Below are 20,841 nucleotides of genomic sequence, written 5' to 3' on the forward strand. Positions count from 1 at the left end.
CATGTCAAAATTCTTCATCGACCGTCCGATTTTCGCCTGGGTAATTGCCCTGGTGATCATGCTGGTCGGGGCACTATCGATCCTCAAACTGCCGATCAACCAATACCCGAGCATCGCGCCTCCGGCGATCGCCATTTCCGTGACCTACCCGGGTGCGTCTGCGCAAACCGTCCAGGACACCGTGGTTCAGGTGATCGAGCAACAGCTCAACGGTATCGACAACCTGCGTTATGTCTCGTCGGAAAGTAACGCCGACGGCACCATGACCATCACCGCGACCTTCGAGCAAGGCACCAATTCCGATACCGCGCAGGTTCAGGTCCAGAACAAACTGAACCTGGCCACCCCGCTGCTGCCGCAAGAAGTGCAGCAGCAAGGTATCCGCGTGACCAAGGCCGTGAAGAACTTCCTGCTGGTGATCGGCGTGGTGTCGCGTGACGGCAGCATGACCAAGGACGACCTGTCCAACTACATCGTGTCGAACATGCAGGACCCGATCTCCCGGACCGCTGGTGTCGGTGACTTCCAGGTGTTCGGTTCGCAGTACGCCATGCGTATCTGGCTCGACCCCGCCAAGTTGAACAACTTCAACCTGACCCCGATCGACGTCAAGACCGCCATTGCTGCACAGAACGTCCAGGTGTCGTCCGGCCAGCTCGGCGGCTTGCCTGCCCTGCCCGGTACGCAGCTGAACGCGACGATCATCGGCAAGACCCGTCTGCAGACCGCTGAGCAGTTCGAAAAAATCCTGCTCAAGGTCAACAAGGACGGCTCGCAAGTTCGCTTGAAAGATGTCGCCAGCGTCGGTCTGGGTGGCGAGAACTACAGCATCAACGCCCAGTTCAACGGTGCCCCGGCATCCGGTCTGGCCGTGAAGCTGGCCACCGGCGCCAACGCCCTGGATACCGCCAAGGCACTGCGCAAAACCATCGACAGCCTCAAGCCGTTCTTCCCGCAAGGGATGGAAGTGGTGTTCCCGTACGACACCACGCCGGTGGTGACCGAGTCGATCAAAGGTGTGGTTCACACCCTGGTTGAAGCGGTCGGGCTGGTGTTCCTGGTGATGTTCCTGTTCCTGCAAAACTTCCGCGCCACCATCATCACCACGATGACCGTGCCGGTGGTATTGCTCGGTACGTTCGGGATCCTCGCGGCAGCCGGTTTCAGCATCAACACCCTGACCATGTTCGGTATGGTGCTGGCCATCGGCTTGCTGGTGGATGACGCCATCGTCGTGGTGGAAAACGTCGAACGGGTGATGAGCGAAGAAGGCCTGTCGCCCAAGGAAGCCACCAAGAAATCCATGGGGCAGATCCAGGGTGCATTGGTCGGTATTGCCCTGGTGCTGTCGGCGGTTCTGCTGCCGATGGCGTTCTTCAGCGGTTCCACCGGTGTGATCTACAAGCAGTTCTCGATCACCATTGTCTCTGCCATGGCCCTGTCGGTACTGGTTGCGCTGATCTTCACCCCCGCGCTTTGCGCCACCATGCTCAAGGCGATTCCGAAAGGCGAGCACCACACGCCGAAACGCGGCTTTTTCGGCTGGTTCAACCGCACCTTCGACCGAGGCGTCAAAAACTACGAGCGTGGCGTGGGCAGCATGCTCACGCACAAGGCGCCGTATTTGCTGGCCTACCTCATCATTGTGGTCGGCATGATCTGGCTGTTCACCCGCATTCCAACAGCGTTCCTGCCGGAAGAAGACCAGGGCGTACTGTTCGCCCAGGTGCAGACGCCGGCTGGCTCGACGTCCCAGCGCACCCAAGTGGTGGTGGACGAAATGCGTGAGTACCTGCTGCGTTCGGGCAAGGACGGCGGTGAAGGCGATGCGGTGAACTCGGTGTTTACCGTGACCGGCTTCAACTTCGCTGGCCGTGGCCAGAGCTCGGGTATGGCGTTCATCATGCTCAAACCGTGGGACGAACGTAACGCCGACAACAGCGTGTTCAAGGTCGCGGCCCGTGCCCAACAGCACTTCTTCACCTTCCGTGACGCCATGGTGTTTGCCTTCGCGCCACCGGCAGTACTGGAGTTGGGTAACGCTACCGGTTTCGACGTGTTCCTTCAGGACCGCGCCGGTATCGGTCACGAGAAGCTGATGGAAGCGCGTAACCAGTTCCTGGGCATGGCCGCGCAAAGCAAGATCCTGACACAGGTGCGTCCGAACGGCCTGAACGACGAACCGCAATACCAACTGGAAATCGACGACGAGAAGGCCAGTGCCCTGGGCATTACCATCGCCGACATCAACAACACTCTGTCGATTGCGTTGGGCAGTAGCTACGTCAACGACTTCATCGACCGCGGTCGTGTGAAGAAGGTGTACGTGCAAGGCCAGCCTGGCGCACGCATGAGCCCTGAAGACCTGAAGAAGTGGTACGTGCGCAACAGCGTCGGCACCATGGTTCCGTTCTCGGCGTTCGCCAAGGGTGAGTGGATTTACGGCTCACCGAAACTGGCCCGTTACAACGGCGTGGAAGCGATGGAAATCCTCGGCGCCCCGGCTCCGGGTTACTCCACTGGTGAAGCGATGGCCGAAGTCGAAGCCATTGCCAAGAAACTGCCGGCCGGTGTTGGCATTTCCTGGACTGGCCTGTCGTACGAGGAACGTTTGTCCGGTTCGCAAGCGCCAGCGCTCTACGCTCTGTCGCTGCTGATGGTGTTCCTGTGTCTGGCGGCGCTGTATGAGAGCTGGTCGATTCCGATCGCGGTGATGTTGGTGGTGCCGCTGGGGATCATCGGTGCGCTGATGGCCACCAGCCTGCGCGGCCTGTCCAACGACGTGTACTTCCAAGTGGGCTTGTTGACGACCATCGGTCTGGCGGCGAAAAACGCCATCCTGATCGTCGAGTTCGCCAAGGAACTGCACGAGCAAGGGCGCAGCCTGCGCGATGCGGCGATTGAAGCCTGCCGCATGCGTCTGCGACCGATCATCATGACCTCGCTCGCGTTCGTCCTCGGCGTGGTACCACTGGCTATTTCCACGGGCGCAGGTTCGGGTAGCCAGCATGCCATCGGTACTGGTGTGATTGGCGGTATGATCACGGCAACCGTTCTGGCGATCTTCTGGGTCCCGCTGTTTTTCGTCACTGTGTCGGCCATGGGTCAGCGTAAAAACGTCGACCAGGAAGACGCTATTGAAACTCCTAAAGAGGCTGGCTAATGAGCAAGTCGCTACTCTCCCTGGCAGTCGCCGCTTTTGTGCTCGGTGGCTGCTCGCTGATCCCTGATTATCAGCAGCCGCAAGCACCGGTGGCGGATCAATACCCGCAGGGCCCGGCGTATTCGCCGGCCCAGGCACCGGCGCAGGCCGCTGCCGAGCAGGGCTGGAAGCAGTTTTTCCATGACCCGGCATTGCAGCAACTGATACAGATATCCCTGGAAAACAACCGCGACTTACGCGTCGCGGCCCTGAACATCGACGCCTTTGCGGCTCAGTACCGCATCCAGCGCGCCGACCTGTACCCGGCCATTTCCGCCAATGGCACTGGCAGTCGTCAGCGCCTGCCGGCCGACGCTTCGCAAACCGGCGAGGCAGGGATCAGCAGTTCCTACTCGGCCACCGTCGGCATCAGCGCCTATGAACTCGACCTGTTCGGTCGGGTTCGCAGCCTGAGCGAAGAAGCCCTGCAAAAGTACTTCGCCACTGAAGAAGGTCGCCGCAGCACCCAGATCAGCCTGGTGGCCAGCGTGGCCAATGCCTACCTGACCTGGCAGGCCGACAAGGAACTGCTGAAGCTGACCCAGGACACCCTCGGTGCGTTCGAGGAGAGCTACAAGCTCACCGCCCGTAGCAACGAAGTGGGTGTGGCCTCGGCGCTGGACCTGGCGCAGTCGCGCACCTCGGTGGAAAACGCCCGTGCGCAACTGGCCAAGTACACCCGCCAGGTCGCCCAGGACGAGAACAGCCTGGTGCTGCTGCTCGGCACCGGCATTCCGGCCAATCTTCAAGCGGCCAAACCGCTGGCAGACGATCTACTGGCCGAAGTGCCACCTGGCCTGCCGTCCGACTTGCTGCAACGTCGTCCGGATATCCTGCAAGCCGAATACAACCTCAAGGCTGCCAACGCCAACATCGGCGCCGCACGGGCCGCGTTCTTCCCGAGCATCAGCCTGACCGCCAACGCCGGTACGTTGAGCCCGGACCTGTCCGGTCTGTTCAAGGGCGGCTCGGGCACCTGGTTGTTCCAGCCGCAGATCAACCTGCCGATTTTCAACGCCGGCAGCCTGCGCGCCAGCCTGGATTACTCGAAAATCCAGAAAGACATCGGCGTGGCGAACTACGAGAAGTCCATTCAAACGGCCTTCCAGGAAGTCGCCGACGGCTTGGCCGCACGGCAGACTTATGTCCAACAATTGCAGGCGCAAGCCGACTTCGTCAGCGCCAACCAGGACTACTACCGTTTGGCTGAGCGTCGCTACCGTATCGGTGTCGACAGCAACCTGACCTTCCTCGATGCCCAGCGTCAGCTGTTCAGTGCCCAACAGGTGCTGATTACTGACCGTCTGGCGCAACTGGTCAGCCAGGTCAATCTGTACAAGGCTCTGGGTGGTGGCTGGAATGAGCAGACGGCGAAGAACGAGCCGTTGAAAGAAGAAGCGCCGAAGATGAAGTACTTCTGATAGCGCTGTGAACACAAGAAGCCCACCGATTGGTGGGCTTCTTGTTGGCAGCGGGAAAAGTTGTGCTGACTTCATCGCTGGCAAGCCAGCTCCCACAGTATGAGTGTCGTGCACAAATTTTGTGGACCACTGTGACCCTGTGGGAGCTGGCTTGCCAGCGATGAGGCATACAGGACAGCACAAAAATTACTGCAAATCTTATGTTCGATAATCGCCCAGAACCTTCTTTTAACAATTGAACCATCCAGTACATTCCCCGCACCATCCGACCCACAAAACCAAAAACAACAGGTTCGATGCCATGCTCCCGCGCCCTGCCCCGTCCGGCTGATCACGTTCGTTTCTCCGAAATAATCCAATGATTTGTCTGCAATCCCACGTTTGCGGCACGCCCCGTTTCATCCCCAAGAATTAGAGAGACCCGAGCACATGACGCCTTCTCCCGCGCAGTATTTCGTTCCCAGCCTGATCGCCATTGCCCTGGCCAGCGCCGCCCTGCCCGCACACGCCGAGGAATCCGGTTTCGTCGAAGGCGCCAAGGTCAACCTGAACCTGCGCAACTTCTACATCAATCGTAACTTCACCAATCCGACCAAGACCCAGGGCAAGGCTGAAGAGTGGACGCAGAGCTTCATCCTTGACGCCAAGTCCGGATTCACTCAAGGCGTCGTCGGGTTCGGAATGGACGTACTGGGGCTGTACTCGGTGAAGCTCGATGGCGGCAAAGGCACTGGCGGTACGGCACTGCTGCCGCTGGACAGTGATGGTCGTCCGGCCGACAACTTCGGTCGCACCAACGTGGCGTTCAAGGCCAAGCTGTCGCAGACCGAAGCGAAGGTGGGCGAATGGATGCCCGTGCTGCCGATCCTGCGTTCGGACGACGGTCGTTCACTGCCACAAACCTTCCGTGGCGGTCAGATTACCTCGAAGGAAATCGACGGCCTGACGCTCTACGGCGGCCAGTTCCGCCAGAACAGCCCCCGCGACGACAGCAGCATGGACGACATGTCGATGACCGGCAAAGCGGCGTTCACCTCGGACCGCTTCAACTTTCAGGGCGGCGAATATCTGTTTAACGAAAAGCGCACCCAGATCGGTGTGTGGAACGCCGAACTCAAAGACATCTACAGCCAGCAATTCATCAACCTGACCCACAGCCAACCGATCGGCGCCTGGACTCTGGGCGCCAATCTCGGTTTCTTCTATGGCAAGGATGATGGCAGCGCCCGGGCCGGCGAGCTGGACAACAAAACCATGTACGGCCTGCTCTCGGCCAAATACGGCGGCAACACCTTCTACGTCGGCCTGCAAAAACTCACCGGCGACAGTCCTTGGATGCGAGTCAACGGCACCAGCGGCGGCACTTTGGCCAACGACAGTTACAACTCCAGCTACGACAACGCCCGGGAAAAATCCTGGCAAGTGCGTCACGACTACAACTTCGTCGCCGTGGGTGTCCCGGGCCTGACCCTGATGAACCGCTATATCAGCGGCGATAACGTGCACACCGGCACGATTACCGATGGCAAGGAATGGGGACGTGAAAGTGAACTGACCTACACCGTACAGAGCGGTGCGCTGAAAGACCTGAACGTAAAATGGCGCAACTCGACCATGCGCCGCGACTACAGCAACAACGAGTTCGATGAGAACCGCCTGATCATCAGCTATCCGATTAGCCTGCTTTAAACCTCAACTTGAAAAAACCGCATCGTGTGTTATTCCACGATGCGGTTTTCTGTAACAAGCTTTTCTCACACGTCTTACACCCGCTACGAAAACAACACGCCTGCTTCATGCCCATCTCAAACAAAAAAACGACGTAACTTTAACCGCTTTAATCCGCAATATTTAACGAGAACGCGTTACATCTAAAATTAGTTTCCTTACCTCCATCCTGCACACTACCTTTGAAGCTAAACGACATTTGACCATCAATTGAGTTTTCTGTAGCTTCCCTAATGGTTAACGTACCCACCGGATTAAAACTCTCCGGAGTTTGAATACCCTCCAACTTAAACCTGATATTCACTTCAGTAAGCGCATCTGAAATAGCATAAGCTTTACCCGTCTCCAGTTCATCACCAGAGATACGCAAGTATCCCTTTTCATACGTGACATCCAAAAAGAACCCAACCACATCTGGATTCTTTCTACTCCAGATAAAATCCAGGGATTTCGACTCAATCGTTTCGACAAACTCACCGCCCACTGTGATATCTACGTGCATTCTCCCTTTAACAGGCACCAACGGAACCTCTCTTCCGGACAAAATAACTTTCACAGGCTTGCCATCCTCATAAACAACCCGCTCATCTTCACCAACGCTCAACTTACCGGCCTTAGCACTCATCACAGCCTCCGACATTTAAAAAATCAAACTTCCTTAAACACCAGAAAACTTTAATACCAACGACCCCCTCAAACAACTGGCATATATGACAGGTTGACATTCAATATATCCATGCGCACTTTGAACGGTTGCACATTGCAAAACCTTCAAATAACTTTTCAAAGTAAACGTTATTGCCAACCGAGGTAATGTGGACGGAGGACATGCTCCACGCTCAGCGGTGGAAAGGATTGGGGGGGGGGGGTGAAATTGGGGGCTACACCGAACAGAGCGGCGCGCTGGAGGACTTGAACCAAATTCGATGAGAACGCCGAAGGCAGCCTCAGCATTGACGCAGTATCAACGGCCGCTTCGCCGGCAAGCCGGCGTCTACCGGCATCGTGGATGGCTGCGAATTGTGAGTTCGCAGCCATCCATTGTGTAGGCGCTGGCTTGCCAGCGAAGGCGTCCGTTAAATCAACGAAAAATCACGGATCACTCCCGCGATTCAACCCCCAACTCATCCCACACCGACTCAGCCAGGTGGAACGTTGCGTTGGCCGCGGGAATGCCGCAGTAGATCGCACTCTGCATGATCACTTCCTTGATCTCCCCACGGCTCACGCCGTTGTTGGCGGCGGCGCGCAGGTGCAGTTTGAGTTCACCCTCGCGGTTCATGCCGATCAACATGGCGATGGTGATCAGGCTGCGGGTATGGCGCGGCAGGCCCGGACGGGTCCAGATGTCACCCCAGGCGTGGCGGGTGATCATTTCCTGGAACTCCGAGTTGAACTCGGTCAGGGTGGTCAGGCTACGGTCGACATGGGCGTCGCCCAGCACCGCGCGACGGACGTTCATGCCCTCGTCGTAACGTTGTTTCTCGTCCACAACAATCCCCTTAGTGAGCCAACAAAAACGCCAGTACGCGCTCGCTGAACGCAGCGCCGGCCTGGACGTTGGACAAATGCGCGGCATAGAACTCGGCGTACTCGGCGCCCTGCACATGCTCCTGAATGAAATGCCCACCGGATGGCGGCGTGACGGCGTCTTCTGTCCCGGCAATCACCAGCAACGGCACCTTGATCGAGGACAACTGATCGCGGAAATCGGCATCACGCACCGCTGCGCAATTGGCCGCGTAACCTTCTGGCGAAGTCGCCGCGAGCATGTCGGTAATCTGCTTGGCCGCCGCCGGGTTGGCTTCTGAGAAATCCGGGGTGAACCAGCGCGCAATCGACGCATCGCGCAGGGCGACCATCGCTGCGGCGCCATCGCGCAACACGGTTTCGATGCGTGGGTTCCACACCGACGGATCGCCGATTTTCGCCGCGGTGTTACACACGATCAGTTTGTTCAAACGCTCGCCGGCATTGATGCCCAGCCACTGCCCGATCAGCCCGCCCATGGACAGACCGCAGAAATGCGCCCGCTCGATGTGCAGCGCATCCAGCAGCGCCAGCACGTCGCGGCCCAGTTGCTCGATGCTGTAGGGCCCCGGCGTCACCAGCGATTGGCCATGACCGCGCGTGTCAAAACGCAGCACGCGGAAATGCTCGGTGAACGCTGCAATTTGCGCGTCCCACATGTGCAGGTCAGTGCCCAGCGAGTTGGACAGCACCAGCACCGGCGCATCGACCGGGCCATCGAATTTGTAATTCAGTTCGCCATCGGCGAGTTGTACGAAAGCCACAGCAATCTCCTTCAGGCAGTCAACGCAGAATGTTCAGCCACCGCTCGCTCGACCCAGGTACGGGCCTGGCCGAGGTAATGAGCGGGGTCCAGCAGATGATCGAGTTCCGTCGCCGACAGCTCGGCAGTCACTTGCGGTTCGTCGCCGAGTACCGCGCGCAAATGACGCTGTTCGGCCACGGCGCGTTTGCAGCATTGCTCCAACAGGTGATGCGCGGTATCGCGCCCAACCCGTTGCGCAAGGACGATGCTCACCGCTTCGGCGAGCACCAGGCCCTGGGTCAGATCGAGGTTGCGCGCCATGCGGTCGGCGTCCACTTCCAGCCCGCCCGCGACCAGCAGCGCTTGCTTGAGGCTGCCGGACACCAGGCAGCAAATTTCCGGCAGGGTTTCCCACTCGGCATGCCACAGCCCAAGGCTGCGCTCGTGTTCCTGGGGCATGGCGCTGAACAGCGTCGACAGCAGGCCCGGCACCCGCGTCGCCGCACCGATCAGCACCGCTGCGCCGACTGGATTGCGTTTGTGCGGCATGGTCGAAGAACCGCCCTTGCCCGGTGCCGAAGGTTCGAACACTTCGCCGGCTTCGGTCTGCATCAACAAACTGATGTCGCGCCCGAGTTTTCCGAGGCTGCCGGCGATCAGTCCGAGTACCGATCCAAACTCCACAAGCCGATCGCGCTGGGTGTGCCAAGGCTGGTCGGGCAGCGTCAGTTGCAGCTCCTCGGCCAGCGCCTGGGCAATCGGCATTGCCTGCTCGCCGAGGGCCGCGAGGGTTCCGGAAGCGCCGCCGAATTGCAGCACCAGCAGACGCGGTTTGAGTTCGAGCAGGCGCTGGCGACTGCGGGTCACCGCGCCCAGCCAACCGGCGATTTTCATGCCGAGGGTGACCGGTGTCGCGTGTTGCAACCAGGTGCGCCCGGCCAGTGGTGTAGCCACGTAACGCTGGGCCTGGGCGGCGAGAGTCTGACCCAGTTGCGCCAGATCGCTGTCGATCAATTCCAGCGCACGGCGCAGTTGCAGCACCAGCCCGCTGTCCATCACGTCCTGACTGGTAGCGCCCAGGTGCACATAGCGCTCGGCTGCGGCGTCGCTCGCGGCGATCTGTTTGCCCAAGGCCTTGACCAATGGAATCGCCGAATTACCCGCCGTGGCAATCGCTTCGCCGAGGGCGGCAAAGTCGTAATGCCCGGCCTGGCACGCCGCTTCAATCGGCGCCACCGCCGTCTGCGGAATCAACCCGACCCGTGCTTCGGCCCGGGCCAGTGCCGCTTCGAAATCAAGAATGGCCTGAACCCGGCCCTGATCGCAGAACACTTCACGCATGTCGCGGGCAGTGAAATAGGCATCGAACAATTGATTGCCCGGTCGCTCGTTCATAAACAGTCCCTGGAGGCGCGGGCCACTCGGGCCCGCGGGTATAGATCAAAGGTCGTGATGCAAATACTTGGCTTGCTTGGGCAGGCGCAGGCTGAACAGGAACGCGATCGCCATCATCACCGTCACGTACCAGTAGAAGGAATTTTCCATGCCGACAGCCTTGAGGCTCAGGGCCACATATTCCGCCGAACCGCCGAAGATCGCATTCGCCACCGCGTAAGCCAGTCCGACGCCCAGTGCGCGCACTTCAGGCGGGAACATCTCGGCTTTTACCAGGCCGCTGATCGAGGTGTAGAAACTGACGATCGCCAGCGCCACGGTAATCAACACAAAGGCCAGGAACGGACTGCTGACGCTTTTCAGGCTCAGCAGAATCGGCACGGTGCACAACGTGCCAAGAGCGCCGAACCAGAGCATCGAGTTACGTCGGCCGATCTTGTCCGCGAGCATGCCGAAGATCGGCTGCATGCACATATAAAGGAACAGCGCGCCGGTCATGATGTAACTGGCGGTCTTGGCGTGCATGCCGGCGGTGTTCACCAGGTATTTCTGCATGTACGTGGTGAAGGTGTAGAAAATCAGCGAGCCACCGGCGGTGTAGCCGAGCACGGTGATGAACGCGGCCTTATGGTCGCGGAACAGCGCGCGGATACTGCCGGCGTCTTTGTTTTCGCGCATTTCCTTGCTGGTGGTTTCTTTCAGCGAACGGCGCAGGAACAGCGAAATCAACGCTGCTACCGCACCGACGACGAACGGAATCCGCCAGCCGTAGGCGCGCAGCTCATCCTCGCTGAGGAACTGTTGCAGGACCACCACCAGCGACACCGCCAGCAATTGTCCGCCAATCAGCGTCACGTACTGGAACGAGGCGAAGAAACCGCGCTGGCCCTTGAGGGCGACTTCGCTCATGTAGGTCGCAGTGGTGCCGTACTCGCCGCCCACCGACAGGCCCTGGAGCAGACGGGCGAACAGCAGCATGATCGGAGCCCAGACACCGATGTCCTTGTAGGTCGGCAGGCAGGCGATGAGCAGTGAGCCGAAGCACATCATCAGAATCGAGATCAACATCGAATTCTTGCGCCCGTGCTTGTCCGCCACACGGCCGAAGATCCAGCCGCCAATCGGTCGCATCAGGAACCCGGCGGCAAACACGCCCGCGGTGTTGACCAACTGCACCGTGGGGTTGTCGGACGGGAAAAAGGCTGGCGCGAAATAGATCGCACAGAAGGCGTAGACGTAAAAGTCGAACCATTCGACCAGGTTGCCGGACGAGGCGCCGACAATCGCGAAGATCCGCTTGTTGCGCTCTTCGCCGGTGTAAAGAGGTTCTGTAGTGGTGGTCGTTGTCATTGTTTTTCACTCAATGGGGACAGTGAGAGTCTAGACATACTTTGCAACAGTCCCGTTCCGCAGATGCATTAGCTTTAGGAGCCGGCTTGCTGGCGATTGCGGATTGTCAGTGTCATCCATATTGAATGGCACGACGCAATCGCCAGCAAGCCGGCTCCTACAGGTTGCGGTGTTCGATCAATAATCGAAGAACACCGTCTCGGCATCTGTGCCCTGCAGAATCACATTCCACTGATAAACACCGGTCGCATCCTGCTTCGCCAGCAAGGTATCGCGACGCTCGGCCGGCACGCATTCCAGCAGCGGATCCGACACATTGGCCGGCTCACCGTCGAAGTAAATCCGCGTCAGCAAGTGCTTCACCAGGCCACGGGCGAACACCAACACCACAAGGTGCGGCGCCTGGGTCGTGCCCTTCAAGCCTTCCACCGTACCCGGTTTGATCGTGGTGAATCGGAAGCGCCCTTCGGCGTCCACCGGCACCCGGCCGAAACCTTCGAAGTTCGGGTCGAGGGGCTTGTCCTGATCGTCTTCAGGGTGGTCGTACTTGCCCGCCGCGTTGGCCTGCCAGACTTCCAGCATCGCATCGTTAACAACGTCGCCATTGCCATCCACCACTTGCCCGGTGATCGCCACGCGCTCGCCCAGGGTTTGCTCGACGGTCAGGTCTTCGCGGTTCAGCCAGGTCAGGCCGATGTGATAGTACGGCCCGACGGTGTGGGACGTGGTCGCAGTCAGCGTCATCTTATTTCTCCATCGGCGTGGCGTCGCGGCCGCGCAAAACGATGTCCCAACGATAACCGAGGGCATAGGAAGGGATGGTTTTTTCCAGGTCGAAACTGGCGATCAAGCGCTCTTTGGCGCGGGTATCGGGCACGCAGTTGTAGATCGGGTCATACGCCAGCAGCGGGTCGCCGGGGAAATACATCTGCGTGACCAGGCGCGTCAGGATGCTCGGCCCGAACAGCGAGAAGTGGATGTGCGCCGGGCGCCAGGCGTTGTGGTGGTTGCCCCACGGATAGGCGCCAGGCTTGATGGTCTGGAACTGGTACCAGCCATCGGCGTCGGTCACGGTGCGGCCGGTGCCGGTGAAGTTCGGGTCCAACGGCGCGTCGTGCAGGTCGCGGGCATGGTTGTAGCGTCCGGCGGCGTTGGCCTGCCAGATCTCCACCAGAATCCCCGGCACGGGCAGACCGTTCTCATCCAGCACGCGGCCGTGAATGATGATGCGTTCACCCTGCGGTTCACCTTCGTGCTGGGCAGTCAGGTCGTTGTCTTTCTCGTTGACGTGCTCGGCACCGATGGTCGGTCCGGTGATTTCCGACAACGAATGCGGCAAGAACACCAACGGCTTGGACGGCGAGCGCAGGTTGGTGGATTGGTAGGTCGGGTGCAGGTACGGCGGTTGGGTGCCTTCCTGCGGGCGACGGTAACCAGGCTTGTCAGTCATGAAGCGTTCCTCAGTTTCTTATAGTCGTCAGGGCGCGTCAGACGCGCTCGATCGCCAAGGCCAGGCCTTGGCCGACACCGACGCACATGGTCGCCAGACCTTTTTTGCCACCGGTTTTTTCCAGCTGATGCAACGCCGTCAATACCAGACGCGCACCGCTCATGCCCAGTGGGTGACCCAAGGCAATCGCGCCACCGTTCGGGTTGACCTGAGGCGCGTCGTCGGCAATCCCCAGCTCGCGCAGCACCGCCAAGCCTTGGCTGGCGAAGGCTTCGTTGAGTTCGATCACGTCGAAATCGCTGACGGCCAGACCGAGGCGTTCGGTCAGTTTACGCACCGCTGGCACCGGGCCAATGCCCATCACTCGCGGCGCGACACCGGCACTCGACATGCCCAGCACTTTGGCGCGAGCGGTCAGACCGTGTTTTTTCACGGCTTCAGCCGAAGCCAGGATCAACGCCGCCGCACCGTCGTTCACGCCGGAAGCATTGCCCGCGGTGACGGTTTTGTCCGGGCCGTTGACCGGTTTCAGTTTGGTCAGGGCTTCCAGGGTGGTGTCAGCGCGAGGATGTTCGTCCTGGCTGACCACGGTTTCACCCTTCTTGTGGGCTACTCGCACCTCGACGATTTCTTCAGCGAAAAATCCGGCGGCTTGCGCGACGGCCGTGCGCTGCTGACTGCGCAGTGCGAAAGCGTCCTGATCCTCGCGGGAAACTTCGTAATCGTCAGCCACGTTGTCGGCGGTCTGCGGCATCGCGTCGACGCCGTACTGGGCTTTCATCAACGGGTTGATGAAGCGCCAGCCGATGGTGGTGTCTTCGAGCTTCATGTTGCGCGAGAACGCGGCGTCAGCCTTGCCCATCACGAACGGAGCGCGGGACATCGACTCGACGCCACCAGCAATCGTCAGCTCCATTTCGCCGCTGGCGATGGCGCGGAACGCAGTGCCGATGGCGTCCATGCCCGAGGCGCAGAGACGATTGAGGGTCACGCCCGGAATGGTTTCCGGCAAACCGGCCAGCAGCAGCGCCATGCGCGCCACGTTGCGGTTGTCTTCGCCGGCCTGGTTGGCGCAGCCGAGGAACACCTCGTCCACGGCACTCCAGTCCACCGACGGGTTACGCTCCATCAATGCCTTGATCGGCACAGCGGCCAGGTCGTCGGCGCGAACCGTCGACAAGCCACCACCAAAACGGCCGATGGGGGTACGAATTGCATCGCAGATATAAACGTCACGCATCATGCTTCTCCAGGTGCTTGGCCGTGGGCGGCCGCGGTGCGTGTTACCAGATCACGCGGTGCCTCAGCTCGACTTCGGTCGGCTCGGCGGTTTGTTCAAGGTTGTCGGCAAAACGAATGACCCCAACCAGTGACGGCGCCGATGCGCAGCGCCGGGATGCCTGAAAGATTAAGCCCCTGAAATGCGCCAAACAATCCGATAATCGACTGAGCGTTCGCCTACCGAACACATTGTTGGTTAGCCATGCTTTTGTGTCGCCTGCAAAAGATCGCAGCCTCCGGCAGCTCCTACGGAGAATACTTACACCCCTGTAGGAGCTGCCGAAGGCTGCGATCTTTCCCTGCTACACCGCTATTTCAAGTCGGGGTCAGGTCGCATCCGCATGACTGACCACCCCTTTGATCACCACAGCCGCAGTCGCCAATGCCGCCGGAATCACCAGTGCCGTCAGCACTTGCTCGAAATTCCAGCCCAGGCCTAACAACGTTGCGCCCATCCAGGCACCGAGGATCGCGCCGAAGCGACCAATCCCGAGCATCCACGACACACCGGTAGCGCGTCCTTGGGTTGGATAGAACCGCGCCGCCAGCGACGGCATCGCCGATTGCGCACCGTTGACGCACATACCGGCCACCAGCACCAGGGTTGCCAGGAGGGTGATGTTGCCCAAACTCTGCCCTACCGCGTAGGCAAACACCCCGGCCAGCAGGTAAAAAATGCCGATGACCTTGTGCGGATTAAACCGGTCCATCGCCCAACCCACACCCACCGCGCTCAGCACACCGCCGAACTGGAACAGCGCACCGATGAACGCCGCTTGCTCCATGCTTGCGCCACTGTCACGCATCAGGGTCGGCAGCCAACTGGTCAGCAGGTAAACAATCACCAGGCCCATGAAGTAGGTCAGCCACAACAGCAACGTGCCGACGCTGTAGGTGCCGGAGAAGATCACCGCAAATACGTTGCGCGCCTTGACGGATTTCTGTTCCGGCACGCTGAAGCTCGATGCCTGGGCCACCACCGTCGGCTCGATCGGCGCCAGCGTCTTGCGTACTTTGTCAGTACCGCGATTACGGACTACAAGGAAACGCGCCGATTCCGGCAGCCAAAACAGCAAGACGACGGCGAGGATCAACGGCAGAATCCCACCGATCAGTAACAGACTGTGCCAGCCGAAGGCTGGGATCAGTTTCGCCGAAATGAATCCGCCACCGGCCATGCCCAGGTTGAAGCCGCAGAACATACTGGTCACCAGCAGCGACTTTTTGCGCTCCGGGGTGTATTCCGACAGCAGAGTCGTCGCGTTCGGCATGCCCGCGCCAAGCCCCAGGCCCGTCAGGAATCGCAGCACCAGCAATTGATCGACGTTGGTGCTGTAAGCGGAGGCCAGGCTGAAGGCGCCGAAAAGAAACACCGCCCCCACCAGTACGACTTTTCGCCCAAAGCGGTCAGCCAACGGACCAGAGCCCAGCGCGCCGAAGACCATGCCGATCAATGCCGCACTCATCACCGGGCCAAGACTGGCGCGATCGATGCCCCAGTCCTGGGACAGCGCAGGCGCGATAAAACCCATGGCCGCGGTGTCGAGGCCATCGAGGAAAACAATCAAGAAACACAAGATCACCACTCGCCATTGGTAGCGCGAAATGGGTTGGGCGTTGATGAAGGACTGCACGTCGAGGCAGTTTCCTACAGCAGACTGGGGCTGATTCATTATTTTTATTCCACGCAAAACGCAGTCGAACAGATGCCAGCCGTGGACCGAGGCTGTCACAAGAAAGGGGATGTCGGGATCAGGCGATCCGGTTCCGGCAGGACAATCGGGGAGAACAGCGACAGTCAGGGAATGTGCGCATGGGGGTGCCTCTTTTCATTGTTATGGGGTCGTCGTCCGGTGCCGGATCGAAATCGACAGCGCCGGATGACGCTGCCGCGACATTAATGAGCCAAGGGAAAGAGCGTCAATTCAGCAAACGCGACTCTGTGCGATTATCGAACACCTTAGGTAAACAGCTGCGTACTCAGATCGCGGCTGGCACTCAAAAGACCGGGCAGGAAGCGCTGCTCCAGTTCATTGCGACTGACCCGTCCGGCGTGGGTGCTGACATTGAGAGCCGCAACAACCTGACCGGAAGCGTCGTACACCGGAACGGCAATCGAGCGTAGTCCTTGCTCCAGCTCCTGATCGACGATGCACCAACCTTGCTGCCGTACTTCTTGCAGGCATTCGAGTAATGCTTGCGGGGTATGAATGGTTCGACTGGTCTTGGCTTGCAGGTCAGCGTGATCCAGATACTCGTGCAATGAAGTGTCATCCAGGGCGGCAAGCAGAATCCTGCCCATCGAGGTGCAGTAGGCGGGCAAGCGTCCTCCCACCGAAAGATCGACCGAAATCAAACGCTGGGTGGTCGCGGAGCGGGCAATGTACAGGATGTCATCCCCTTCCAGCGTGGCCATGTTGCAGGCTTCATGCAGTTGCTCGCTCATGCGGTCCAGATAGGGCTGAGCAGAAACCGCCAGTGGCGTCGAGGACACATACGCATGGCCGAGGGTCAGCACTTTGGGCAGCAATGAATACGTTCGGCCGTCGGTGGTGGCGTAGCCGAGTTTGATCAGCGTGTGCAGGCAACGTCTTACAGCGGCGCGGGGAATTTCCGTGCGGTGGCTGATCTGCGCAATGGTCAGGTGCCGTTTGCGCTCCTGAAACGCTTGCACCACGGCCAGCCCACGCGCCAGCGAGGTCATGAAATCGGGGTCGCCGGTCAGGGCCTGGATCCGCTTGGCTGGCGATGCAACGATCGGCGGTGCGACTGAAGCGAAGGAGTTGCGCAGTTGATCGTTCATATAAGGTCCTTTTCCGACACGGAACAGCGACTATTACAAGCGGCTACCGGTCCGGTACACAAGCCCGAGCCACCGAGATCGGGCGATTATCGAACCGCCGACCGATAATCGCAATCGGTTCCCTCTTGATCCGGGGCGATTCCGACCGATAGCGCTGACTGCCTTATATAGATGCCCAGATTCCGATGTCGGACTTAGAAGGATCGATAGTTATTTCAAGTTATGCGACTTAAGAGCGTCAGAAAAGCATCACGGCGATGTGGCATCATCCCGCCAACCTAGTTAACGGCGAAAAGTTACAGGCAACAAAACAATCTCAACATCAAAATCCACTTTTAATTCTTTGGCGATAGTGTTCTGTCAATCGCTCGCTATAATGCAAATTAGTAGCCACCCGGTTCCTTACTTACCGAATGCGCTACGCGGCGGCGCGATATTCCATCGCGACTGCCTCCAGCAAGCGCCTGAGACTGCCTGCATTGGCATGTCACCGCGCTCGCTGAACAGGAAACTGATGCTGCGTCAGCTGTTTATCTCTGGTGTCGTGGCCGCCCTGCAACATGGAAGTGTCGATCGCACTGCCGAAAAATGAGGCCGTCACCGGTCACGTCCTTTCGACGAGCGTGGTCGATACATGCAGCGCGTTTCACCAGAGTTTATCTCAACTCAATCAGGTAGCACTGTGACGAAAGACGAACTGCGCGTGGAACTTGAGCGCCAGGAACAACGTTACAAGGAAGTTTACGGCGGGGAAGTCACCACCTACGCCGCCCAGCCCGAACCGGAACGCAAACCCTGGCGTAAACGCGCCACCGTTCAGGATCAGGTTTTCAAACAAGAACTGGAAAAAATGGAAAAGGAACTCAAAGCCGAAGAGCCATGACTGCCTCGGCTTGAACCTTCCTGGGGTCTGCGCTGACACCCGTTAAAAACGGGATGTCTGGATGATGCCTTTTGCGCCCGTTACAAGCGGGCAGCGGCCGCCTTGCTCATCTGACAGGGTAAAAGGCTCATATCTGACCTTCCTCTCAGAAATTTCACACAAGTGTTCAAGTCTCTCCTTCGGGCGTGGGAAAAGCTTGTGTAATCTGGCTTTGCAAAGAAATTCAATGACTTGCAAGCCTAGGAAAAACGCAGGGATTGGTGGTATGGCTACAAAATAATTCGTTGAAGAATGTTACCGATGAGCAGCTAGTGCATCGATTGACAGTCTTTTCTGGCATAATCGCGCCCCCTTATGACCGGGTCAGAAAACCTTCATGATCGATTTATTCAGCGGACTGGATGCTTGGGTGCTTGTGAGCCTCTTGCTCGCCCTGGCTTTTGTCCTCGCCTTCGAGTTCATCAATGGATTTCATGACACCGCTAACGCGGTAGCCACTGTTATCTACACCAAAGCGATGCCGCCTCATCTGGCGGTGTTCTTTTCAGGTGTGTTCAATTTCCTCGGCGTGTTGCTGGGCGGCGTTGGCGTGGCGTATGCCATCGTTCACCTGCTGCCGGTGGAACTGTTGATCAATGTGAATACCGGCCATGGTCTGGCAATGGTTTTCTCTTTGCTCGCCGCCGCTATTACCTGGAACCTGGGCACCTGGTACTTCGGTATCCCCGCCTCCAGCTCCCATACACTGATCGGTTCGATCCTCGGTGTAGGTCTGGCCAACGCCCTGATCAACGATATCCCGTTGGCCGACGGGGTGAACTGGCAGAAGGCGATCGATATCGCGGCATCGCTGGTGTTTTCGCCAATGGCCGGTTTCCTGATCGCCGCGCTGATTCTGATCGGCCTTAAATGGTGGCGTCCGCTGTCGAAGATGCACAAGACGCCGGAACAGCGCCGCAAGATCGACGACAAGAAACACCCGCCGTTCTGGAACCGCCTGGTGCTGGTGATCTCGGCGATGGCCGTGAGCTTCGTGCACGGCTCCAACGACGGCCAGAAAGGTATAGGCCTGATCATGCTGGTTTTGATCGGTATCGTGCCGGCGCAGTTCGTTCTGGACCTGAACAGCACGACCTACCAGATCGAGCGGACACGTGACGCGACGCTGCACTTGAGCCAGTTCTACCAGCGCAATTCCGAAACCCTGGGTGAGTTCCTGGCCCTGGGCAAAAGCGTGGAAGGCGACCTGCCGGAGAAATTCCGTTGCAACCCGCAACAGACCGAACCGACCATCACCGCCCTGCTCGGCACCCTCAAGGGTGTAGCCGACTACCACTCGCTGCCGTCGGAAAGCCGCATCGAAGTGCGTCGCTACCTACTCTGCCTGGACGACACGGCGAAGAAAGTCAGCAAGTTGCCAACCCTCGGGGCACGGGAAAAGGCTGACCTGGACAAGCTGCGCAAAGATCTGACCACCACGACCGAATACGCCCCGTTCTGGGTGATTCTGGCCGTTGCACTGGCCCTCGGCCTGGGCACCATGGTTGGCTGGAAACGTGTAGTACTGACTATCGGCGAGAAGATTGGCAAGCAAGGCATGACCTATTCCCAGGGCATGTCGGCACAGATCACCACCGCCAGCCTGATTGGTATGGCCAACATCTTCAGCCTGCCGGTGTCCACCACCCACGTGCTGTCCTCGGGTGTGGCCGGCACCATGGTCGCCAACAAAAGCGGCCTGCAAGGCGGCACGGTCAAAACCATCCTGCTGGCCTGGGTTCTGACCCTGCCAGCGACGGTGGCGCTGTCGGCCGGCCTGTTCTGGCTGGCTTCGAAGGCACTCGGTAGCTGATAGGCAGCCGAACGAAAAAAGGCGCGTTCCGCAAGGACCGCGCCTTTTTTATTGCTGCCAATTCCTGTAATTGTAAAATCATCGGGCAAAAAAAGGGGCAACCGAAGTTGCCCAAAATGCCTTGCGTGCTCATTGCATCCAGAATGACCTGCGGTTATTTCCGCTTGTGCGAATCCTTCCAGATAAAAAATCCGAACCCTGCAAAAAATACAAACATGAGGCTGACAGTCAGCACTCCGGCGATCACCACGTTGTCGAAAAACATGACGCGTCTCCTGTACTTGCCCTGTTGCGATGAAGCTAAGTTAATCAAATGGGCAGGAGAAAATATTGACCGGGATCAATGTCGCCGCAGGATGGGCGAAAGGAAGGGAAATAACTGACCTGCATCAATGGATGCAGGGGGTTTCAACGCTTCTTGGGTTTGTTTTTCGGCTTTTTCTTGGCCTTGCCCAACGGCATGGCTTGTTCAAACGCCTGGCGCACTTCATTCAGGCGCTTGTCGTTAAGGTCGTGGACACGCTTGGCGCGTTCGGCGTTGAGGTCGATCAGCTTGTCGTCTTGGCTCATGGCAGTCAGTGCATCGCTTGAATGGAGATTTCGCTGCCGCTTCGGTCGACAGGATTGCGTCAATAATGCGGTCTGACGACGGCGCTGACCAGTCGCGAACTCAAATCTCGATATCGACCCACAAGCCCTGACGGGGCTGATCTTCCATCAACGGCGCCACCGGCACGGTATTGTCGGCGTTCAGTTCGTCACCGGGAATCGCCAGGTGCGCTTCAGGATCATCATCGGCTTCACGACGGCGACGCTCGCGTTCCTGCTGTTTGCGCTGCTCCTCGCGCAACAGCAAGGTGGCCTCTTCAGGGTCACGATTTTTCAGGTCGATGGTGCTGTCGCTTGAGCTCTCCTGCATCGGCACCACGGGCGCAATGTCCGGCCGTGGGCGGATCGGGTCATGCTGTGAAGTGATCGGCACGGCACTCAGTGGGAGCATCGGTGGCAGCATATTGATTGGTCTCCTGTCAGCAAGCTGTCGGCTGCGCGGATGGCGACTTGAGCCATCGGTCGCAAACTGTGACCCAATTGGCACTTGTTGGTGCCTTCAACCGCGCAACTTGCGTGGCTGAACTAACGTAAAGAAAGAGTTTTTATGAGAGTCTTTTGGCCCTCAAGCCCTCATTCCGTTAAGATAGCC

At 58.8% G+C, this 20,841-nt stretch carries 18 protein-coding genes and 1 pseudogene; 5 read left to right on the top strand and 14 right to left on the bottom strand.

Translation table 11 applies throughout. The annotated features are described in order from the left end of the window. The first annotated feature begins 1 nt into the window (after window position 1). The 3 genes from emhB (at window position 2) to ABVN21_RS17245 (ending at window position 6,312) form a co-directional block, all read left to right on the top strand. The gene (gene emhB, locus ABVN21_RS17235) at window positions 2-3,163 is read left to right on the top strand and encodes an efflux RND transporter permease subunit EmhB (RefSeq protein ID WP_339554086.1); all 3,162 of its coding nucleotides are present in this window, start codon (window positions 2-4) and stop codon (window positions 3,161-3,163) included. Further along, entirely contained in the window at window positions 3,163-4,623 is a 1,461-nt protein-coding gene (emhC, locus tag ABVN21_RS17240; RefSeq protein ID WP_339554085.1) for an efflux RND transporter outer membrane subunit EmhC, read from the top strand. The genes emhB and emhC overlap by 1 nt, the downstream gene beginning before the upstream one ends. 429 nt (window positions 4,624-5,052) lie before the next feature. Then, complete coding sequence (locus ABVN21_RS17245; protein WP_339554084.1) at window positions 5,053-6,312, top strand: OprD family porin; 1,260 nt, start codon at window positions 5,053-5,055, stop codon at window positions 6,310-6,312. 148 nt (window positions 6,313-6,460) lie between these two features. On the opposite strand, the gene ABVN21_RS17250 is transcribed toward ABVN21_RS17245, so the two are convergent. The 11 genes and pseudogenes from ABVN21_RS17250 to pcaR form a co-directional block, all read right to left on the bottom strand. Then, window positions 6,461-6,976, bottom strand: coding sequence for a hypothetical protein (locus ABVN21_RS17250; RefSeq protein WP_339554083.1), 516 nt, complete (start codon window positions 6,974-6,976; stop codon window positions 6,461-6,463). A 474-nt stretch (window positions 6,977-7,450) separates the two neighbouring features. Beyond that, window positions 7,451-7,843 carry a 4-carboxymuconolactone decarboxylase gene (gene pcaC / locus ABVN21_RS17255; RefSeq protein ID WP_034146727.1) on the bottom strand — a complete coding sequence of 131 codons (393 nt, stop codon included), beginning with the start codon at window positions 7,841-7,843 and terminating at the stop codon, window positions 7,451-7,453. Window positions 7,844-7,853: 10 nt separating this feature from the next. Then, window positions 7,854-8,645: a 3-oxoadipate enol-lactonase gene (gene pcaD / locus ABVN21_RS17260; protein ID WP_339554082.1), complete on the bottom strand. Its 792-nt coding sequence runs from the start codon at window positions 8,643-8,645 to the stop codon at window positions 7,854-7,856. Between the two features lie 11 nt (window positions 8,646-8,656). Continuing rightward, entirely contained in the window at window positions 8,657-10,021 is a 1,365-nt protein-coding gene (locus tag ABVN21_RS17265) for a 3-carboxy-cis,cis-muconate cycloisomerase (protein ID WP_339554081.1), read from the bottom strand. 45 nt (window positions 10,022-10,066) lie between these two features. Next, window positions 10,067-11,371 carry an MFS family transporter gene (locus ABVN21_RS17270; protein ID WP_339554080.1) on the bottom strand — a complete coding sequence of 435 codons (1,305 nt, stop codon included), beginning with the start codon at window positions 11,369-11,371 and terminating at the stop codon, window positions 10,067-10,069. A 177-nt stretch (window positions 11,372-11,548) separates the two neighbouring features. Next, window positions 11,549-12,115 carry a protocatechuate 3,4-dioxygenase subunit alpha gene (pcaG, locus tag ABVN21_RS17275; RefSeq protein WP_339554079.1) on the bottom strand — a complete coding sequence of 189 codons (567 nt, stop codon included), beginning with the start codon at window positions 12,113-12,115 and terminating at the stop codon, window positions 11,549-11,551. 1 nt (window position 12,116) lies between these two features. Beyond that, the gene (pcaH, locus tag ABVN21_RS17280) at window positions 12,117-12,821 is read right to left on the bottom strand and encodes a protocatechuate 3,4-dioxygenase subunit beta (RefSeq protein ID WP_339554078.1); all 705 of its coding nucleotides are present in this window, start codon (window positions 12,819-12,821) and stop codon (window positions 12,117-12,119) included. A gap of 37 nt (window positions 12,822-12,858) precedes the next feature. Then, window positions 12,859-14,064, bottom strand: a complete 1,206-nt coding sequence (pcaF, locus tag ABVN21_RS17285) for a 3-oxoadipyl-CoA thiolase (protein WP_339554077.1) — start codon at window positions 14,062-14,064, stop codon at window positions 12,859-12,861. After that, window positions 14,061-14,207, bottom strand: a pseudogene (locus ABVN21_RS17290) (CoA-transferase subunit beta); the annotation flags it as partial. The pseudogene ABVN21_RS17290 and the gene pcaF, both read right to left, overlap by 4 nt. A gap of 221 nt (window positions 14,208-14,428) precedes the next feature. Further along, entirely contained in the window at window positions 14,429-15,775 is a 1,347-nt protein-coding gene (locus ABVN21_RS17295; protein ID WP_339554076.1) for an MFS transporter, read from the bottom strand. Between the two features lie 287 nt (window positions 15,776-16,062). Then, on the bottom strand, window positions 16,063-16,905 hold the full coding sequence (gene pcaR / locus ABVN21_RS17300; RefSeq protein ID WP_339554075.1) for a pca regulon transcriptional regulator PcaR: 843 nt from the start codon (window positions 16,903-16,905) through the stop codon (window positions 16,063-16,065). Window positions 16,906-17,587: 682 nt separating this feature from the next. Here pcaR and ABVN21_RS17305 point away from each other — a divergent pair. Both ABVN21_RS17305 and ABVN21_RS17310 read left to right on the top strand, forming a co-directional pair. After that, window positions 17,588-17,788, top strand: coding sequence for a hypothetical protein (locus ABVN21_RS17305; protein WP_034146736.1), 201 nt, complete (start codon window positions 17,588-17,590; stop codon window positions 17,786-17,788). A gap of 376 nt (window positions 17,789-18,164) precedes the next feature. Then, a complete protein-coding gene (locus ABVN21_RS17310) occupies window positions 18,165-19,640 on the top strand; it encodes an inorganic phosphate transporter (protein WP_339554074.1) in 1,476 nt (491 codons plus the stop codon). 154 nt (window positions 19,641-19,794) lie between these two features. Here ABVN21_RS17310 and ccoM read toward each other — a convergent pair whose 3' ends face one another. From ccoM to ABVN21_RS17325, 3 genes are all read right to left on the bottom strand, one after another. Next, window positions 19,795-19,905: a cytochrome c oxidase subunit CcoM gene (gene ccoM / locus ABVN21_RS17315; RefSeq protein WP_034146738.1), complete on the bottom strand. Its 111-nt coding sequence runs from the start codon at window positions 19,903-19,905 to the stop codon at window positions 19,795-19,797. Window positions 19,906-20,048: 143 nt separating this feature from the next. Further along, window positions 20,049-20,210: a hypothetical protein gene (locus ABVN21_RS17320; RefSeq protein ID WP_008016476.1), complete on the bottom strand. Its 162-nt coding sequence runs from the start codon at window positions 20,208-20,210 to the stop codon at window positions 20,049-20,051. Between the two features lie 100 nt (window positions 20,211-20,310). Further along, the gene (locus ABVN21_RS17325) at window positions 20,311-20,652 is read right to left on the bottom strand and encodes a hypothetical protein (RefSeq protein WP_034146740.1); all 342 of its coding nucleotides are present in this window, start codon (window positions 20,650-20,652) and stop codon (window positions 20,311-20,313) included. Window positions 20,653-20,841: the final 189 nt, after the last annotated feature.

The organism is Pseudomonas sp. MYb327 (assembly GCF_040438925.1).
Taxonomy (GTDB): domain Bacteria; phylum Pseudomonadota; class Gammaproteobacteria; order Pseudomonadales; family Pseudomonadaceae; genus Aquipseudomonas.

Excerpts from the sequence above, each read along its gene's own strand:
- pcaH (WP_339554078.1), bottom strand. The coding sequence starts at position 12,821 with ATGACTGACAAGCCTGGTTACCGTCGCCCGCAGGAAGGCACCCAACCG.
- ABVN21_RS17310 (WP_339554074.1), top strand. The coding sequence starts at position 18,165 with ATGATCGATTTATTCAGCGGACTGGATGCTTGGGTGCTTGTGAGCCTC.
- ABVN21_RS17245 (WP_339554084.1), top strand. The coding sequence starts at position 5,053 with ATGACGCCTTCTCCCGCGCAGTATTTCGTTCCCAGCCTGATCGCCATT.
- emhC (WP_339554085.1), top strand. The coding sequence starts at position 3,163 with ATGAGCAAGTCGCTACTCTCCCTGGCAGTCGCCGCTTTTGTGCTCGGT.
- ABVN21_RS17325 (WP_034146740.1), bottom strand. The coding sequence starts at position 20,652 with ATGCTGCCACCGATGCTCCCACTGAGTGCCGTGCCGATCACTTCACAG.
- ABVN21_RS17295 (WP_339554076.1), bottom strand. The coding sequence starts at position 15,775 with ATGAATCAGCCCCAGTCTGCTGTAGGAAACTGCCTCGACGTGCAGTCC.
- ABVN21_RS17265 (WP_339554081.1), bottom strand. The coding sequence starts at position 10,021 with ATGAACGAGCGACCGGGCAATCAATTGTTCGATGCCTATTTCACTGCC.
- pcaR (WP_339554075.1), bottom strand. The coding sequence starts at position 16,905 with ATGAACGATCAACTGCGCAACTCCTTCGCTTCAGTCGCACCGCCGATC.
- pcaG (WP_339554079.1), bottom strand. The coding sequence starts at position 12,115 with ATGACGCTGACTGCGACCACGTCCCACACCGTCGGGCCGTACTATCAC.
- ccoM (WP_034146738.1), bottom strand. The coding sequence starts at position 19,905 with ATGTTTTTCGACAACGTGGTGATCGCCGGAGTGCTGACTGTCAGCCTC.
- ABVN21_RS17270 (WP_339554080.1), bottom strand. The coding sequence starts at position 11,371 with ATGACAACGACCACCACTACAGAACCTCTTTACACCGGCGAAGAGCGC.
- pcaF (WP_339554077.1), bottom strand. The coding sequence starts at position 14,064 with ATGATGCGTGACGTTTATATCTGCGATGCAATTCGTACCCCCATCGGC.
- ABVN21_RS17250 (WP_339554083.1), bottom strand. The coding sequence starts at position 6,976 with ATGAGTGCTAAGGCCGGTAAGTTGAGCGTTGGTGAAGATGAGCGGGTT.
- emhB (WP_339554086.1), top strand. The coding sequence starts at position 2 with ATGTCAAAATTCTTCATCGACCGTCCGATTTTCGCCTGGGTAATTGCC.
- ABVN21_RS17320 (WP_008016476.1), bottom strand. The coding sequence starts at position 20,210 with ATGAGCCAAGACGACAAGCTGATCGACCTCAACGCCGAACGCGCCAAG.